Here is a 16,010-nt window from a genome sequence, read left to right on the forward strand (position 1 = left end):
TAGAAAAAAAGCTGGCGGAAAGTGGCGCGTCCATGCGCAGATCTCCGTTCAAAGACGCCTTACCGCCAGACTCAAGTGAGGTTATGCGCCATGTATCCAGCAATTCTGATGCCAATCATGCCCACCCCCGGTTTTCCGGGCTTGGAAACCGTGAATCAGTCCCCGCTCCGCATACGGCAGGTCAAAACCCGGAAACGATGAAGTCTTTTCACGCAGACCCCGGCATTCCATGCCGGCCCGGACTTGTGCCATCATCGTCGTTCCCAGAAATCACGCCCCGAGTGAAGCCATGTCCGAAACAATGGCCGGCACATGCCGGTTCTTCCTGACCTACAGCGGTGTAAACCTCCCTCTCAAGCTGATGACCGAACTGGAGCCGGAACAGATCGGCCACAGGAACACTTATTTCCAGGGGTATTTCGACGAACAGGACCGCCTGGTCGGCCTGCAGAAGATGGTTTACGGTGAGGTCGAGATGGAACACCGCTATGCCTATGACCGGAACGGCAAGCTCAGGCGCGCTGAAATCACCGACGCCGACGGCGAACTGACCGTACTGGATTTCGACGAAGACGGCTTCCGCCTCGCCGACGCGACGAGGGACTGAGTCGACCGTCCCGGGTCCCGGTCAGGGAAACGCCCGGCCCGACGCTTTCAGGACCCGCAGGAAACGGCCGAATTCGATGCCCAGCCTGGCCTCGAGCCGCCGGGCCCGCCCTTCCATCGCCTCTAGGACCGCCCGCTTCGGCTCGGAGGCGAGCGAAAACCCGATCAGATTGCCGCGCGCCGGAACCGCCAGCCGGAATGTCGGCCCGCCGAAGGCCCTTCTCATCATTTCCAGAGCCCGGTTGGAAGGGGCGGTCTGCGAGCCCCAGAGATTGATGCCGAACACGCCGGCCGGCCGCAGCGCACTCGCGCAGCCGAAATAGAACGACTCCTCCGCCACCGGCGACGCCATGCCCTCCCCGTCGAACAGATCGGCGAGAATGAGATCATAGGCGGCAAGCCTCCCCGCCTCTTTGACGAATGTCCCGGCGTCGCCGACCGTGATGGACAACCGTGGGTGAACAGGCAGTCCGAAGAACCGGTGGGCGACCTCGACGACCTCCCCGCGCCGCTCCACCACGTCGATCCGACAGGCCGGAACGTGCTGAAACAAGGCCTTCGCCAGCGAACCGCCACCGAGCCCCAGTAACAGAACGCCGGAAGGCTCGGGCTGGAACAACAGGGCGCTCAGCATCGCCCGCACGTAAGGCAGTTCCACCCTGTCCGGCTCCTGCAGACACATGGCGCTTTGTCGCGCCGGCGTGCCGAAATGCAGGGTCCGCACACCGAATGCATCGACCACCTCGATCGAACCGTAAGCATCGCGCACGAAATGAACGAGGGTTCCGCCAAACTTCCTGACTGGCGCGGGTGTCGTCGACGCAGCCATGGCATCCTTCAGCAAGGACAAACCAAGTCATTTCCCGCAGGACTCGGGGCTATTGCCACAGCCCCGACTCGATTCTGCCGCAACGACCGACGCCGATGCCCGAAAACACGGCGTTTCGAATGAGTGGCACGGGTCTTGTACATTTATCGAGCGAACACTTTGCCTTTCTGGGGTACGCCGGGGACCGACACACTTCTTCTTCGCGAAGACCGCATTCTCCTCTCCCAAGTCTTGCACTCACGTCTTCTCACTCGACTGCTCGTCCCTGGTCGATTTTTTTTTCACCTGGAAGGCTCGGCGTCCGGCGGTATAATCCGCCGCTCATCTCCTCACCGCCACGTCCGCCATGGACCGTCGTGCCATCATCGCACCCCGATGTGCCTTGATTTGCCTGATAACGCTCATGATACAGGCGGCCTGTACCCCTGTGATCAACCGTCCCGGCCCGGTCGTGGCGTCGCCGCAGTTGCACGCAGCCCATTTCATCGCCGCCGACGGCGCGGTTCTCCCGGTCCGGCACTGGCTGCCGGCGGGGACGCGCCCCAAAGCCGTCGTCGTCGCCGTCCACGGCTTCAACGACTACAGCCTTGCTTTCGAGCCTTTGGGCAGTTATCTGAAGACCCAGGGTATCGGCTGCTACGCCTACGACCAGCGCGGCTTCGGCCTGGCGCCGGGGCGCGGACTCTGGGCAGGAGTCGATGCCTATACCGAGGATCTCGAAACCTTCGTCGGCCAGGTCCGGACCCGGCATCCGGGCGTGCCGGTCTATCTGCTCGGGGAAAGCATGGGCGGCGCCGTGGCCATCGTCGCCATGACCTCCGCCCGGCCTCCGCGCGCCGACGGCCTGATCCTCTCCGCACCGGCAGTATGGTCGCGCGATACCATGCCGTGGTACCAAAGCCTATTGCTGGCCGTGAGCTCGCATACCATCCCCTGGCTGCGCCTCACCGGCGAAGGGCTGGGGGTGATGGCATCGGACAACATAGAGATGCTCCGCGGGCTGGGCCGGGATCCGAACGTCATCAAGGCCACCCGGGTTGACGCGATCCACGGCCTGGCCGATCTGATGGATACCGCCCAGGAACGTGTCCCGGCGCTCAGGACGCGGACCCTCGTGCTCTATGGCGAGCGCGACGAGATCATTCCGAGGACACCGCTCATGGCCCTGCTGGACAAGCTTCCAGCCGGCACCCGCTTCGCCTATTACCGCCGGGGTTACCACCTGCTGTTGCGCGACCTCCAGGCCGAGCGGCCCTGGCGCGACATTGCGGCCTGGATCGCGACACCGGCAGCGCCACTGCCATCCGGGGCGGAACGCCAGGTCGCCGAAGGACTCCCGGCAGCGGACGGCACCTGAAACGGTAAACTCAGCGCCCGCGCTTCAAGGCCTGCGCCAACGCCTCGGCCATCGCGCCTTGCCGTACCGGCTGGGGAGCGGCTCTGCGGCGCGGCTTGCCGGCCGTCTCTCCCGTTTCCCGGCGCGGCGGCTCCGCTTCGCCCTTCGCCGCGTCGCTGCGCATCGACAGGGCGATCCGCCTGCGCGGGATATCGACCTCCAGCACCTTCACTTGAACCACATCCCCGGCCTTGACCACTTCGCGCGGGTCGCGCACGAACCTGTCCGCCAGGTGGGAGATGTGGACCAGACCGTCCTGATGCACGCCGACATCGACGAAAGCGCCGAAATTGGTGACGTTGGTCACCACCCCTTCCAGCCGCATACCCGGCTGGAGGTCCTTGAGCTCGGTCACCCCATCCTTGAAACGGGCGGTCTTGAACTCCGGCCGGGGATCACGGCCGGGCTTCTCCAGTTCGCGCAGGATGTCGGTGACGGTGGGCAGGCCAAAGCGCTCGTCAGTGAACTGTTCGGCATTCACGCTGCGCAGGAAGGCCACGTTACCGATGAGCTCGCGAATATCCTTGCCGGTGCGCTGGACGATCTTCTCCACCACCGGATAGGCTTCCGGATGCACGGCGGAAGCATCCAGCGGATGTTCGCCATTGGCAATGCGCAGGAAGCCGGCAGCCTGCTCGAAGGCCTTGGGCCCGAGCCGCGAGACCTTCTTCAACTGCTCCCGATTGGAGAACGGCCCATGCTGGTTGCGGTATTCCACGATATTCTGACCCAGACTCTGCGATAGGCCGGAGACGTAACGCAGCAGCGAGACCGAAGCGGTGTTGACATCCACCCCCACCGCGTTCACGCAGTCCTCCACCACCGCATCGAGGGTACGGCCGAGTTGGGTCTGGTTGACATCGTGCTGGTACTGGCCGACGCCAATCGACTTGGGTTCGATCTTGACCAGCTCCGCCAGCGGATCCTGCAGGCGGCGAGCGATGGACACCGCGCCGCGCAACGATACGTCCAGCTCGGGAAATTCCTGCGCTGCCAGCTCCGAGGCCGAATACACCGAGGCCCCGGCCTCCGACACCACCACGCGGGTCACGCCCAGTTCCGGATGGCGCTGCATCAGATCGGCCACCAATTGGTCGGTCTCGCGCGAAGCGGTGCCGTTGCCAATGCTGACCAGGCTGACGCCGTAGCGCGCGATCAGCGCGGCCAGGGTGGCGATGGACTGATCCCACTGGTTCCTGGGGGCATGCGGATAGATCGTATCGGTGGCCACCAGTTTGCCGGTGCCATCGACCACGGCGACCTTGACCCCGGTGCGCAACCCCGGATCCAACCCCAGGGTGGCGCGCTGCCCGGCCGGCGCGGCCAGCAGCAAATCCTTCAGGTTGCTGGCGAACACCCGGATAGCCTCGGCCTCCGCCGTCTCCCGCAGGCGCTGCATCAGATCGAGTTCGATGCGGGTGAGAAGCTTCACCCTCCAGGCCAGACGCACGGTTTCCAACAACCAGGAGTCCGCCGGACGTCCGCGGTCGGCGATGGCGAAAGCGCTGGCGATGCGGTGTTCGGCGAACCGGTGGCCGGCTTCCTCGTCCTTGGCCACCCGCAGAACCAGCGACAGGACGCCTTCATTGCGCCCGCGCAGCAGGGCCAGGGCGCGGTGCGAAGGAATCCCGGCCAGCGCCTCCTCATAGTCGAAATAATCCTTGAACTTCGCTCCTCCCTCTGCCTTGCCATCCACCAGGGACGAAACCAGAAGCCCTTCGCGCCACACCTTTTCACGCAACTCGCCCGCCAAGACCGCCTCCTCGGCGAAGCGCTCCATCAGGATTTGACGGGCACCGTCCAAGGCTGCGCCGGCATCGGCCACGCCTTTGCCGGCGTCGACATAGCCAGCCGCCGTCGCCAGAGGTTCGAGCGCCGGTTCGGCCAGCAACGCATCGGCCAGAGGCTCCAAACCCGCCTCTCGGGCGATCTGTGCCTTGGTCCGCCGCCTCGGCCGGTAGGGAAGATACAGGTCTTCGAGCCCGGTCTTGGTATCGGCCTCACGGATGGCCTGCTCCAGCTCCGTGGTCAGCTTGCCCTGTTCGGCGATGCTGGCCAGAATGACTTCGCGTCGGTCATTCAGCTCGCGCAGATAGCCGAGGCGGACTTCCAGGGTGCGCAATTGGGTATCATCCAGACCCCCGGTCACTTCCTTGCGGTAGCGCGCGATGAAAGGCACAGTGGCGCCTTCGTCCAGCAGCGCTGCCGCCGCTTGTACCTGGCGTACCTGGACGCCGAGTTCCTGAGCGATGCGGGCGATCACATCCATCGTCTTCGATCCTGCACGAGTCGGTAAAATAACCCGGATTTTAACAGCCCCACCCCTTGCAACGCAGCCGGACCCGGAAGAATCCGGGCAAGGCTCGTTCGACACCGCCGCAAAGCAATGCAATAATGCACAATTGCGCCGCAGTTCGATGCGCGCCTCGCGAACGGGGAGGGCGGGCCGGCTCGACAGAAACGCCGACGAAGCCGAGGACCGCCGGCGCACCGACTCTTCCCAAGCTCACACTCATTCGAAAAGTCATCGGGATCGATTATGCAAGTACCTCTGGAGATTACATTTCGTGGCATTCCGCACTCCGACGCGGTGGAGACCAGGATTCGCGAAAAAGCTGGCAAGCTGGAGCAGTTCTGCGACCATATCATCAGCTGCAGGGTTGCCGTGGAAGCCGAGCACCATCATCAGCACCAGGGTAATCTCTACCATGTGCGCATCGACCTGGCCGTGCCGAACAAACATCTGGTAGTCAGTCGCGAACATCACGACAAACAGGCTCATGAGGACGTCTACGTCGCACTGCGCGACGCTTTCGACGCGCTCAAGCGCCAGCTCGAAGAATACGTCCGCATACAGCGCGGCGAAGTCAAAAACCATCAGGCACCCCAGACGATCTGAATCGCCGAGGACCCGCCATGCCACGGGCGGGTCCCTTCGGGAATCCATCCTCATTCCGGCGGACCATCCCTCGACTCACTGTAATATGGGCGGGCTAGCCTGTTGGGCTTGACGACGATCGTTCCCGCCTACAGGAGTCCCAAATGACGGACATATTCGACCCCTCCGACGAATTCGGTCCCGCCCGCATCATTCAAGTCCGGGAACCTTCGGTCGGGCTGAGGGCAACCGTCATCATCGACAACGTCGCATTGGGACCGGCGATCGGCGGATTGCGCATCGCTTCCGCCGGTTCCACCGCCGACGGCTGCCGCCTCGCCCGGACCATGACCCTCAAGAGCGCCGCGGCCGACCTCCCCCACGGCGGGGGGGTCGCAATGCTCCACCCGGCTCCCGGAAGCCCTGAAAACGCCTGCAGACAACATCGGGTGCGGGCGCTGGCGTGTGCACTGCGAAGCGAAGACCAGTTCATCTTCGCACCGGACATGGGTTCCGGTGAAACCGCCATGGCCTGGATCCGCGACGAAAACGGCAGAGCGGTCGGTCTCCCGCGGGAACTGGGCGGCATCGCGCTGAGCCGCATCGGCGCTGCCGGCTGGGGGCTCTACCATGCCACCGAGGTGGCGCTACGGTACTGCGGTTTCAAACTCGAAGATGCCCGGGTCGTCATACAGGGATTCGGCACGGTCGGCCAGAACACCGCCCGCTACCTCGTGGAAAACGGCGCCGTGGTGGTAGGCATCGCCGACAGCGGGGGAACGCTCCACCACCCGCGGGGACTCGACATCGCCGAGCTGGTCGCCATCAAGGCGAAGGGCGGCAGCGTGGTGGATTCGTCCGAAGGCGAGCGCCTCGCTCCGGACGCCGCGGTCGATCTGGACTGCGACATCTGGATACCGGCCGCCGGCAGTGACGTCATCACGCCGGACAACGCCGCCCGGCTCAAGGCCCGGCTGGTGGTGGAAGCGGCCGATGCGTCACTGGCCCCTGCGGCGGAGCGCTATCTTCACGAAAAAGGCATCATCTGCGTCCCGGATTTCATCGCCAACGCCGGCGGCCTGATCGGAGCTGCTATGGAATGCCGTGGCGCCAACAAGACCCAGGTTCTGAGCGCCATCAAGGAAAAGATCCGCCGCAATACGGAGAAGGTTCTGCAGTCGGTCGAAACCGACGGCACCCTGCCCCGCGAGGCGGCAGTCCGGCTTGCGATGAAGCCGATCGTCAAAGCCATGAGCTACCGCCGCTGGAGCGGTCTGTCGGCAGACTGAAGAGAGTGGCTGCGAATCCCCTCGCCGGGGGCTCGACCAGTGTACACCGTGTTTCTGCTTGTGCTATAAAGCCACGCGATCCGTCGCGCTGGTCGCGAGCATACCATACGGACATTACACTGTTCCGACGAACAGACCCTCCATTCCCGCTCTAGTACGGAAAGTGGTTATACAGACATGGCGATGCAGAATACAACGAACGCGCTTCATCTCATGAAAGCCGGAGCCCTTTCCCTGGTCCTCACCGGCTTGATCACCGGCTGCGGCGACAATGGCAGCTCCATCCCCGCCGCGTCGAGCTCGGAAGCCCACATCAGCGGCAATGTCAGCGATCAAACCGGCCCGATCAACGACGGACGCCTGCAGGTCACCGACAGGAATGGCGCGGTCATCACTGCGTTCGACCTGGAAGACACCAACCATTTCGAACTGACCATCCCCGCCGGCACGGTCTATCCCATCGTCATCACCGTGACCCCCACGAACCCCAATGCCGCATCCACGGCGCCGGTCAAAGCCGTGGTCACCAGCGACATCGCCGACCGTCAGGACGTCACCGCCGTGTCGACCATCGTGGTCGATTCCGCCATCGCCCTGGGTGGGCTCACTGCCGAGAACATCGCGAAGGCATCGGGGGGAGCCATCGGCCTGCGTCAGAGCCAAGGGGTCAGCGCCGGAGCCGGTGGCGGTGGCGCAGGTCCTGGCCAGAGCGGCGGCGGCACCGGCCGCGGCGGCCACGGCGGCCATGGGGCAAGCGAAGGCGGTCACGGCGCCCACTCGGCAGCCACGCCCGCCCCGGCAGTGCAGCACTGAGCAGGCAAGGCTTCCTGCTTCCGCCGAGCCGCCGACCGGTCAACACCGGTCCGGCGGCTTTTTCCGTTCCTCCCCCAGCGATAACCCGAGCCGCTTGCCGTCCTTGCTTCCATTCTCCAGCCGCCGGCCCCGGTCCGGAACACGCCGACACGCATCACCTACGACATACGCTCCCCGCCGTCTTCACGCCGCCCTGTGGGCCCTGGCATTGATCGCCGCAGCAGCCGGGTATGCCTACGAGGTCTTCCTGGCCAGACCCCGCATGGCCTATCTGGGCGTTCCTCGCGCGACCGACTGGAAACGGCCGCAGACCTGGACTCACGTACTCCGCAACCACGGGTTCATGCTCGGGTATTCGGAACTGCGCGGCAATCCGCTTTGGGTCATCTTCACCTTGCGGCCGGTCAGTCACGGCGGGGAAACGCATCCCCGCCCCCGCCATTTCAGGACCGACTGGCGCAACCTGACGCGGGTCAGCCCCGACGACTATACCCGCAGCGGGTACGATCGGGGACACATGGCCCCCAATCATGCGATGGACCTGCTGTTTGGTCGGCCGGGACAGCTCGACAGTTTCCTGATGACCAACGTCGTCCCGCAAAAGCCCGAACTGAACCGCAAGCTATGGGAGCGCCTGGAGGAAGCCGAACTGGACCATTTCACCCGTCTGTTCGATCCGGTCTGGGTCGTCACCGGCCCCTTGTTCGATGCCCGGACGGAGCGGCTGAAATCGGCTTTCCGGGTCGAAATTCCCGATGCCTTCTTCCGAATCTATGCGGCGCCGACTGCATCGGGTGCTCCACGCCTCCTGGCCTTCATCGTGCCGCAGGATGCGCCCGCAAACGCCCCCCTGGACCGTTTCCTGGCCAGCGTCGACACCGTTGAAGCCCTGTCCGGCCTGGATTTCTTCCACGAACTCGAAGACGCCGCAGAAGCGGACCTGGAAGCGGAAATCGCGTCCCAACCCTGGGGATTGCAGGAATTGGCCCGGTTGCCCGGACGGCTTTCTTCCTCCAGACATCGCCGGCCCCCTCCTCCACCAGACCATGAGTAACACGGGATGATGACCAACCGACGGCACCGGCGAAAGCGCTGGCTCAGGATTCATTCGACCCTCGCCTTGAGCGTCGGGTTTCTCTTCGTCCTCACGGGACTCACCGGCAGTCTGAATCTGGTCGGCCCGGAACTCGACCGTTGGCTCAATCCCGAGCTCACGGTGATCCCCCGCGCTGGCGGCGGGTTGTCACCGGACCAGATGATGGCTGCGGTGAAATCCGCCCATCCCCGACGCTTCGGATCCTGGCGGCTGCAATTCCCGGAGTCGCCCGACAGCCCGGCGGTCGCCTGGTACGACAAACCGATCGAAACCAGCGGGGAACCCTATGCCCCACTCATGGTGGCCATCGATCCCTACACGGGGAAAATCCTGGCAAACCGGTTCTGGGGCCACACCTTCGCAACCTGGACCCACCGCCTGCATTCCCAGTGGCTTTTGGGCGGATTCGGCCAGGCGCTCGTCGGCCTGACCGGCCTGGCGCTGCTGGCCAGCCTCGTCACCGGTTTCCGGCTGTGGCTACCAGCCGGCCGCCGTCTGCGCCAAGCAATGACCGTCAAGCCCCGGGCCGGCTTCAAGCGGAGAATTTTCGACCTGCACCGGATCGCCGGGATTTACGGCCTGCCGCTACTGGTGACCGCCACCCTCACCGGGCTGCATCTCGCGTTTCCCTCGCTGCTGACCACCGTGACCGGCACCGCGGATTTCGGGCATCATGACAGCCCCGATGCGGAAGAAATCACTGCCTCGTCCGCCGTTTCCGACACGCCGCTGAACCTGACCCAGGCCATACTGATGGCCCGCGGCCTGTTTCCGAACGCTGTCGTCGACAGCGTGACCACCCCCCGTGCCAGCAACGGCATGTACCGGGTGGACTTCCGCCGGACCGGAGAGCATCACGCCCTCACCACCGTCTGGGTGGACCCCTACAGCGGCCACATCCGCCAGACCCGCAACTCCGCCGACTTCAGCCGGGGACAACGCTTCGTCAACGCCATCCGCCCCTTGCACAACGGCAGCCTGTTCGGCGCAACCGGCCGCATCCTGGGATTTCTTGGCGGTTTCGTCCCCCTCGCACTGTATGTGACCGGCCTCGTCCACTGGGCGCACAAGCGGCGGATCGACGTGGTCCGTTATCGCCCCCGCCTTCCTTCCCGATGGATCCGGCTTTGGCACCGCCATTGGCCGGAACTGAAGGACCTGCTGTCGGCTCTCGCCCATGCTGCAACGGCGCACATCGCTCATGTCACGGCGGTTCTGTTCCGCGGCATGGCGAAGATCCGGGCGGAACGGCAGCGCCGCCGCTCGCGGGACCGAACTCCTCTTGGACCGTCACAATGACGTGTACGACGGCAAAAGAAAATCTTGTTATATTGGTTTTCAGGGTTTTCCCCAGGGCGAAAACCAGGACTTTCCGCCGCCCCGCCTTCCTCCGATCGCAGCGGAAAAATCGTCTCAACCGTGTTGGCAGGAGAAAGTATCAATGGCCAAGAGACCCTCATCCCGAACGTCCCAGGACACCGGAGTAGAAAGCCCCCCCACGCCCCCGACCGAGGCCACGGCACCGGAGACTTCGATGGAGTCGGCGTCCGGAACCGAAGCCACCAAATCCACCGCGATCACTGCGGTCGCGGTCGCCGTGGAAGGATTGAAAGAAGGCGCCAGTCAAGCACGCAAAGCCGCGGGCGAATTCGTTCCCGCCCTGGCCCGAACCCTCTCCAAGGTCGTCTATACCGGTTCCTACGGCATCACCTACGGCCTGGTGTTCGGTGGCCTGATGATCGGCAGCCTGATTCCCAAAGACAGCGCCCTCGCCAAAGGCATGTGCGACGGAGCCGACTCCGCGGTCAAGGATTTCACCAGGCGTGAAAATGAACGCGCAGCGCTCGCTGCGTCCGGGGAAGGCATGGCGACGACCTGAACCCCTCGTCACCGAACGCCGTTCTCTCCCATCCCCGCAGCTTGCGGGGATTGTTTTTTCCTCCCCGGGCGAGGGACTTCGCGCAAGCCCTCCCGGCCAAAAGCTTCATCGCCCTGTAACGGTAAAGGCGCAGACTGGGAAACTCGAAGCCCACGTCTTACGCAACGATCCATGACGGTTTCCGAAGAAAAAGCCGAGGCCGGACACCCCCCCGCCGGCACATCCCTCCTTCCGGCACGCATGGAGCAGGCCGAGCCGGGAGTGGTCGCCCGCTATCTCGAAAGCCTGCCGCGCGATGTCGGCTGGCTGCTGGTGACCGCCGGCATCGTCGCCGAGCTGGCGCCCGGCGTCATCGGGACACCTTTCTGGGTCGCCGGGACACTGGTTCTGTGGCCAAGGATGGGCTACCGCCTGGAACGCTGGCTGCATCGGCGCACCCCCAAGCTTCTTTACGGGGGACTGCGGCAGATCGACCGTTTCCTCACCGACCTGGAACGGCGCTATCCGCGGGCGCAGTGAAGACGGGCGGCGCGATTTCCCGCGCTCGTGGGTGAGTCCACACAGCCGGCGTCACACTCCGCTAAATCCGGAAAACTACACTGAGCGCCGAATCATGCGGTCTCGCGCGGTCCAGGGAAGCCGGAGCCGACCATGGCACCCGATTTGCTAAACGGAATCTCGAACACAGGTCACTCTGTTCTTTCCGCTAGACGACAACGGAGCCGCATATGTCAGATCCCTCGACCGGCCTGAATCCAGGGCATTTGCACCCGCACGTTTCCCCTCTGGGCGTCTCACGGATCACGCACCGGGTGCTGCTCGGCCTCGAAGCATTTTGTGAACGCCTGAGTCTCCTGGCCAACATCGGGCTGCCCTGCATGGTTTATTTGAGCGGTCCCGGCGTGGGGCAGCTGTTCATGGGCCCATTGCGCCAATGCGTACGGGAAAAGGGCCGCATCGTGATCGAAAGCGATCAATTCAGCCTTGGGCTGGAAGAGCGGATGATCGGACGGATTTACCTGACGGAGCAAGACGACGAAGGCCAGTCCGGGGCTGCGGTCGAACTCTATCACCGAGACGGCGGTCTCATCACGCGCATCTGCGGCCTGCCGGATCCAGTGATCGGCGCAGTCTGGCAGGACCTGATGGACACCTTTTCACATTCTACGTTGTGAATGCCGGCTCTGGACTATTTCTGAGTAATTTTGTGTACAATCCGGTTGCCGATTTCCGGCTCTCTCTCAAAATTTGTAGGGTCGCCGGGCTGGACCCGAGGTTTCGCCCGGCACCGCGATCCAACACCGTCCATTCATTCATAGGAGATCTGTAAATGAGCGTTCTCGTAGGCAAACCGGCCCCGGATTTCAAGGCCGCGGCGGTCCTCGGCTGCGGCACCATCGTCGACGACTACTGGTTTTCGAAGGAAACGAAGGGCAAGTATGTCGCCCTCGTGTTCTACCCGCTGGATTTCACTTTCGTCTGCCCGTCGGAACTGATCGCGTTGGATCACCGCGTCGATGAGCTCAAGAAGCGCGGCGTGGAGGTGATCGGCGTTTCGGTCGACTCCCAGTTCACCCATAATGCATGGCGCAACACCCCGATCGACAAGGGCGGCATCGGACCGGTCAAATACACGCTGGTCGCCGACGTCAGCCATGCCATCGTCAAGGCCTACGATGTCGAAGTCGAAGGTGCTGCCGTGGCCTACCGTGGCACCTTCCTGATCGACAAGTCGGGCATCGTGCGCCACCAGGTCGTCAACGATCTGCCGCTGGGCCGCAACATGGACGAGCTGATCCGCATGGTGGATGCCCTGCAATTCCACGAGGAACACGGGGAAGTCTGCCCCGCGGGCTGGAACAAGGGCCAGAGCGGCATGAAGGCCGACCCGGAAGGGGTGGCCAGCTATCTGAGCAAGAACGCTGACAAGCTGTAATCCCGCCGGCGCACGGTGCGCAGGAAAGCGCGGGTGGAGTCGACCTCCCCCGCGCTTTTTGCTTAGCCGTTGGTCGGAGCCCGCAGCAGGAAATAGTGGCGGACGGCTATCGCCACCACCGCTCCCACCACCACGGACGAATGCCCGATCAATCCCGCCATCATGACGGCCGATCGGGCATGGAATTCGGCCATCAAAGGCTTGGCCACCACCAGGCTCCAGATGAAATTCGGAACGTAATAAGCCACCAGCCCGGCGAATGCCCATTGCACCGCGGGCAGGCCGCGACCTTCCGCCGAGCGGTAGAACCAGATCGCAATCAGAATTGCGACGATGCCGCCGATCATGATTTCTCCTCCATCGTTTTCTTATTTCGACATGGGCCTTCGCCCCACCGGACCGATAAGATACAGGACTCACGGCTTCGGTTCACGCCGTGAACCGGGCTTTAGTCCTCCAGATGTGCAAACAGGGCGGTACTGAGGTAGCGTTCGCCGAACGAGGGGATGATCGTCACGATCAGCTTCCCTGCGTTCTCCGGACGGCATGCCAGTTCCCGCGCAGCCCACAGCGCCGCACCGGAAGAAATGCCGACCAGCAGACCCTCCTCACGGGCCGCGCGCCGGGCGAATTCGAAAGCATCGTCGTTCTTCACCCGGATGACCTCGTCGTAAATCGTGGTATTCAGGATCGGCGGCACGAAGCCGGCGCCAATGCCCTGGATCGGGTGCGGTCCCTTCTCGCCGCCGGACAGCACCGGCGAAGCGTCCGGCTCCACCGCGACACACCGAAGGGAGGGCTTGCGCTGCTTCAGGACTTCGCCCACCCCGGTGATGGTACCGCCGGTACCGACTCCCGCCACCACGATGTCGACCCGACCCTCGGTGTCGCGCCAGATTTCCTCGGCCGTCGTCCTGCGGTGGATTTCCGGATTGGCGGCGTTCTTGAACTGCTGGGGCATGAAATATTTCGGATCGGAAGCCGCCAGTTCCTCCGCCTTACGGATCGCCCCGCCCATGCCATCCGGGCCCGGTGTCAGAACGAGCTCCGCCCCGTAGGCCCGCAGCAGCATGCGACGCTCCTTGCTCATGGTTTCGGGCATGGTCAGCACGCAGCGGTAGCCGCGCGCGGCGCAGACCATGGCCAGGGCGATGCCGGTGTTGCCGCTGGTGGGTTCGACGATGACGGTGTCCGGACCGATCAGGCCGGCTTGCTCGGCGGCGTCGATCATCGCCGCGCCGATGCGGTCCTTGACGCTGTGGGCCGGGTTGAAGAATTCGAGCTTGGCGACGACCTCCGCGCCGCAGCCTGCGCTGAGCCGGTGGATTCGGACCAGGGGGGTATTGCCGATGAGATCGGTGACGCTATTGGCGATTTTCATGGGTCTGGCACGCGAAAGATTCCAAGGGTGATGAGGGCTTGAGCGGAGCATGCACCGCTCGTCGCGGCATTCTATATCCCCAGGAGGCGAGTGGGTCATTTCTTTTGTGAAGCACTGCATCACCGCCCTTCGGCGGCGCCTTCCGGTAGACTTGAAGAGCTTTGAACGACTCCAGGAGAACGACCGGGTGGCTTCCGAATTCGACCTCGAAATCCCGCGCGCCGGCACCCTGTCCGTCAAATACGAGGGACGCGGCGCCTATTTCGGCAGCGACGACGTGATTCCGCTGTGGATCGCCGACATGGACTTCGCCGCGCCGTCAGCGATCACGCAGGCCTTGTCGGAACGCGCGGCCCATCCGATTTACGGCTACACCCTGTGCCCGGACAGCCTGTACGAAGCGCTGATCGCCTGGATGAAGAAACGTCATGGCTGGGAAATCCGGCGGGAATGGATACTCCTTTCTCCCGGCGTGGTGCCCTCGCTCCACGCCGCGGTGATGGCCTTCACCCGACCCGGTGACCCCGTGGTGATTCAGCCGCCCGTCTACCATCCCTTCTTCACGGCGGTCACCGTTCCCGGCCGCCGGCTGGCGCTGAATCCATTGCGGCTGGAGCAGGGGCGGTACCGGATGGACTGCGAGGGCCTGGAGCGCCGGGCCGCCGAAGGCGCCCGGCTCATGATCCTGTGTTCGCCGCACAACCCGGTCGGGCGGGTGTGGTCGAGGGAGGAACTGGAGGAGGTGCTACGCATCGCCGACCGCTACGGTATGACCGTACTGTCCGACGAAATCCATCACGATCTGATCTATCCGGGCTACCGGCACACGCCGCTGGCCGCGCTGGCGGACAATCCCCCCAACGTTCTGACCGCGGTGGCCCCATCCAAGACTTTCAACATCCCCGGCTTGGGCCTGTCCGCCCTCATCGTCCCGGACGCCGGCCTGCGCAGGGCGCTGCGCGAGATCTACGAACTGTTCCACATCGGCGCCTCGACGCCGTTCGGCCTCACGGCCTTCGAAGCGGCCTACCGCGAGGGCGAAGGCTGGCTGGAGCGTTTGCTGCCCTATCTCGCCGAGACCCGCGACTTCGTGGCCGATTTCCTCGGCCGCCACGCGCCGGCTATCCGGCCGGTCCCGCCCGAGGGCACCTATCTGGTCTGGCTGGATTGCCGCGCGCTGGGCATGAGCGATGCGGCACTGAAGCAATTCTTCGTACACGAGGCGCGGGTCGGCATGAATCCCGGAATCACTTTCGGCGATGCCGGCAGCGGGTTCATGCGCCTCAACATCGGCGCCCCGAGGCGGATCATCGCCGAGGCCTTGGAGCGTATCGCCGGCGCGCTTTGAAAACCCGGTATCAGACGGCGATCCATTCGATCCGGGCCGAAGGCGCGCCGTCGGTGATGTCGAGCAGGGCCACGCTGACCGGCAGCTTGAAACGCCGGGGACCGGCGCTGCCCGGATTGAGATAGAGCACCCCGCCGCTTTCGCGGATCGCAGCGCGGTGGGAATGGCCGGAAACCACGACGCCGAAACCTTCGGCCACCGGGTCGATCGCCAGCGCTTGCAAGTCGTGCAGCACGTAGCAGGCAAGACCCGCGCATTCGACTACCGCGGTTTCGGCAAGGCTCTCGGCCCAGGCGCCACGGTCGTTGTTGCCGCGCACGGCCACCACCGGCGCCAGTTCGCCCAGGCCATCGAGAATCCCGGGATGGCCGATATCGCCGGCATGGATGATGAGGTCGCTGCCTGCCAGCAGCGCGACGGCCTCCGGACGCAGCAGGCCGTGGGTGTCGGCGATCAGCCCGATGCGCTTCACTTCCCGACTACACAGCATTGGGCCAGTGACCGCCGTCTCCTTCCATCAATTCGTCGGCCTCCAGGTCCCTGCGGCCACGCAGAGGCG

The 16,010-nt window shown here is 64.2% G+C and carries 17 protein-coding genes; 12 read left to right on the forward strand and 5 right to left on the reverse strand.

Annotated features, from left to right (window positions below; all coding sequences use genetic code 11):
- Window positions 1–289: 289 nt before the first annotated feature.
- Window positions 290–607, forward strand: coding sequence for a DUF6156 family protein (locus tag H156_RS0109645; RefSeq protein WP_026045810.1), 318 nt, complete (start codon window positions 290–292; stop codon window positions 605–607).
- 21 nt (window positions 608–628) lie between these two features.
- Here the strand turns inward: H156_RS0109645 and H156_RS0109650 are convergent, their stop codons facing one another.
- Window positions 629–1,435, reverse strand: a complete 807-nt coding sequence (locus H156_RS0109650; protein WP_036246378.1) for a spermine/spermidine synthase domain-containing protein — start codon at window positions 1,433–1,435, stop codon at window positions 629–631.
- A 346-nt stretch (window positions 1,436–1,781) separates the two neighbouring features.
- Between H156_RS0109650 and H156_RS0109655 the strand changes: the two genes are divergently transcribed.
- Entirely contained in the window at window positions 1,782–2,792 is a 1,011-nt protein-coding gene (locus H156_RS0109655; protein WP_017364351.1) for an alpha/beta hydrolase, read from the forward strand.
- Between the two features lie 10 nt (window positions 2,793–2,802).
- On the opposite strand, the gene H156_RS0109660 is transcribed toward H156_RS0109655, so the two are convergent.
- Window positions 2,803–5,100 carry a Tex family protein gene (locus H156_RS0109660; RefSeq protein ID WP_017364350.1) on the reverse strand — a complete coding sequence of 766 codons (2,298 nt, stop codon included), beginning with the start codon at window positions 5,098–5,100 and terminating at the stop codon, window positions 2,803–2,805.
- Window positions 5,101–5,370: 270 nt separating this feature from the next.
- Here H156_RS0109660 and H156_RS0109665 point away from each other — a divergent pair, with 270 nt between their 5' ends.
- The 9 genes from H156_RS0109665 (at window position 5,371) to H156_RS0109705 (ending at window position 12,722) form a co-directional block, all read left to right on the forward strand.
- A complete protein-coding gene (locus H156_RS0109665; RefSeq protein WP_010960332.1) occupies window positions 5,371–5,730 on the forward strand; it encodes an HPF/RaiA family ribosome-associated protein in 360 nt (119 codons plus the stop codon).
- 143 nt (window positions 5,731–5,873) lie between these two features.
- Entirely contained in the window at window positions 5,874–6,998 is a 1,125-nt protein-coding gene (locus H156_RS0109670; RefSeq protein ID WP_017364349.1) for a glutamate dehydrogenase, read from the forward strand.
- A gap of 213 nt (window positions 6,999–7,211) precedes the next feature.
- Window positions 7,212–7,811: a hypothetical protein gene (locus H156_RS0109675; protein WP_017364348.1), complete on the forward strand. Its 600-nt coding sequence runs from the start codon at window positions 7,212–7,214 to the stop codon at window positions 7,809–7,811.
- 208 nt (window positions 7,812–8,019) lie between these two features.
- Entirely contained in the window at window positions 8,020–8,865 is an 846-nt protein-coding gene (locus H156_RS0109680; RefSeq protein WP_248617078.1) for a DNA/RNA non-specific endonuclease, read from the forward strand.
- 6 nt (window positions 8,866–8,871) lie between these two features.
- Complete coding sequence (locus tag H156_RS0109685; protein ID WP_017364437.1) at window positions 8,872–10,206, forward strand: PepSY-associated TM helix domain-containing protein; 1,335 nt, start codon at window positions 8,872–8,874, stop codon at window positions 10,204–10,206.
- Window positions 10,207–10,441: 235 nt separating this feature from the next.
- Window positions 10,442–10,786, forward strand: a complete 345-nt coding sequence (locus H156_RS16025; protein WP_017364436.1) for a hypothetical protein — start codon at window positions 10,442–10,444, stop codon at window positions 10,784–10,786.
- A gap of 171 nt (window positions 10,787–10,957) precedes the next feature.
- Window positions 10,958–11,305: a hypothetical protein gene (locus tag H156_RS0109695; protein WP_017364435.1), complete on the forward strand. Its 348-nt coding sequence runs from the start codon at window positions 10,958–10,960 to the stop codon at window positions 11,303–11,305.
- 209 nt (window positions 11,306–11,514) lie between these two features.
- Window positions 11,515–11,961 carry a hypothetical protein gene (locus H156_RS0109700; protein WP_010960325.1) on the forward strand — a complete coding sequence of 149 codons (447 nt, stop codon included), beginning with the start codon at window positions 11,515–11,517 and terminating at the stop codon, window positions 11,959–11,961.
- Between the two features lie 155 nt (window positions 11,962–12,116).
- Window positions 12,117–12,722, forward strand: coding sequence for a peroxiredoxin (locus H156_RS0109705; protein WP_010960324.1), 606 nt, complete (start codon window positions 12,117–12,119; stop codon window positions 12,720–12,722).
- A 62-nt stretch (window positions 12,723–12,784) separates the two neighbouring features.
- On the opposite strand, the gene H156_RS16030 is transcribed toward H156_RS0109705, so the two are convergent.
- Entirely contained in the window at window positions 12,785–13,069 is a 285-nt protein-coding gene (locus H156_RS16030) for a hypothetical protein (protein ID WP_017364433.1), read from the reverse strand.
- Window positions 13,070–13,170: 101 nt separating this feature from the next.
- Window positions 13,171–14,103: a cysteine synthase A gene (gene cysK, locus H156_RS0109715; protein WP_017364432.1), complete on the reverse strand. Its 933-nt coding sequence runs from the start codon at window positions 14,101–14,103 to the stop codon at window positions 13,171–13,173.
- A gap of 187 nt (window positions 14,104–14,290) precedes the next feature.
- Here cysK and H156_RS0109720 point away from each other — a divergent pair, with 187 nt between their 5' ends.
- Window positions 14,291–15,451 (forward strand): MalY/PatB family protein, encoded by a 1,161-nt coding sequence (locus H156_RS0109720; protein ID WP_026045824.1) that lies wholly within the window; start codon window positions 14,291–14,293, stop codon window positions 15,449–15,451.
- Between the two features lie 10 nt (window positions 15,452–15,461).
- Here the strand turns inward: H156_RS0109720 and H156_RS0109725 are convergent, their stop codons facing one another.
- On the reverse strand, window positions 15,462–15,941 hold the full coding sequence (locus H156_RS0109725; RefSeq protein ID WP_026045823.1) for a metallophosphoesterase family protein: 480 nt from the start codon (window positions 15,939–15,941) through the stop codon (window positions 15,462–15,464).
- Between the last annotated feature and the right edge of the window lie 69 nt (window positions 15,942–16,010).

The sequence above is a fragment of the Methylococcus capsulatus str. Texas = ATCC 19069 genome (assembly GCF_000424685.1).
In the GTDB taxonomy this organism is placed as follows: Bacteria; Pseudomonadota; Gammaproteobacteria; order Methylococcales; family Methylococcaceae; genus Methylococcus; species Methylococcus capsulatus.

Bases quoted from the DNA above. Each gene is read 5' to 3' on its own strand.
- H156_RS16025 (WP_017364436.1), top strand. From the start codon at position 10,442: ATGGAGTCGGCGTCCGGAACCGAAGCCACCAAATCCACCGCGATCACT.
- H156_RS0109645 (WP_026045810.1), top strand. From the start codon at position 290: ATGTCCGAAACAATGGCCGGCACATGCCGGTTCTTCCTGACCTACAGC.
- H156_RS0109665 (WP_010960332.1), top strand. From the start codon at position 5,371: ATGCAAGTACCTCTGGAGATTACATTTCGTGGCATTCCGCACTCCGAC.
- H156_RS0109655 (WP_017364351.1), top strand. From the start codon at position 1,782: ATGGACCGTCGTGCCATCATCGCACCCCGATGTGCCTTGATTTGCCTG.
- H156_RS0109705 (WP_010960324.1), top strand. From the start codon at position 12,117: ATGAGCGTTCTCGTAGGCAAACCGGCCCCGGATTTCAAGGCCGCGGCG.
- cysK (WP_017364432.1), bottom strand. From the start codon at position 14,103: ATGAAAATCGCCAATAGCGTCACCGATCTCATCGGCAATACCCCCCTG.
- H156_RS0109695 (WP_017364435.1), top strand. From the start codon at position 10,958: ATGACGGTTTCCGAAGAAAAAGCCGAGGCCGGACACCCCCCCGCCGGC.
- H156_RS0109660 (WP_017364350.1), bottom strand. From the start codon at position 5,100: ATGGATGTGATCGCCCGCATCGCTCAGGAACTCGGCGTCCAGGTACGC.
- H156_RS0109685 (WP_017364437.1), top strand. From the start codon at position 8,872: ATGATGACCAACCGACGGCACCGGCGAAAGCGCTGGCTCAGGATTCAT.
- H156_RS0109700 (WP_010960325.1), top strand. From the start codon at position 11,515: ATGTCAGATCCCTCGACCGGCCTGAATCCAGGGCATTTGCACCCGCAC.
- H156_RS0109725 (WP_026045823.1), bottom strand. From the start codon at position 15,941: ATGCTGTGTAGTCGGGAAGTGAAGCGCATCGGGCTGATCGCCGACACC.
- H156_RS0109675 (WP_017364348.1), top strand. From the start codon at position 7,212: ATGAAAGCCGGAGCCCTTTCCCTGGTCCTCACCGGCTTGATCACCGGC.
- H156_RS0109670 (WP_017364349.1), top strand. From the start codon at position 5,874: ATGACGGACATATTCGACCCCTCCGACGAATTCGGTCCCGCCCGCATC.
- H156_RS0109650 (WP_036246378.1), bottom strand. From the start codon at position 1,435: ATGGCTGCGTCGACGACACCCGCGCCAGTCAGGAAGTTTGGCGGAACC.
- H156_RS16030 (WP_017364433.1), bottom strand. From the start codon at position 13,069: ATGATCGGCGGCATCGTCGCAATTCTGATTGCGATCTGGTTCTACCGC.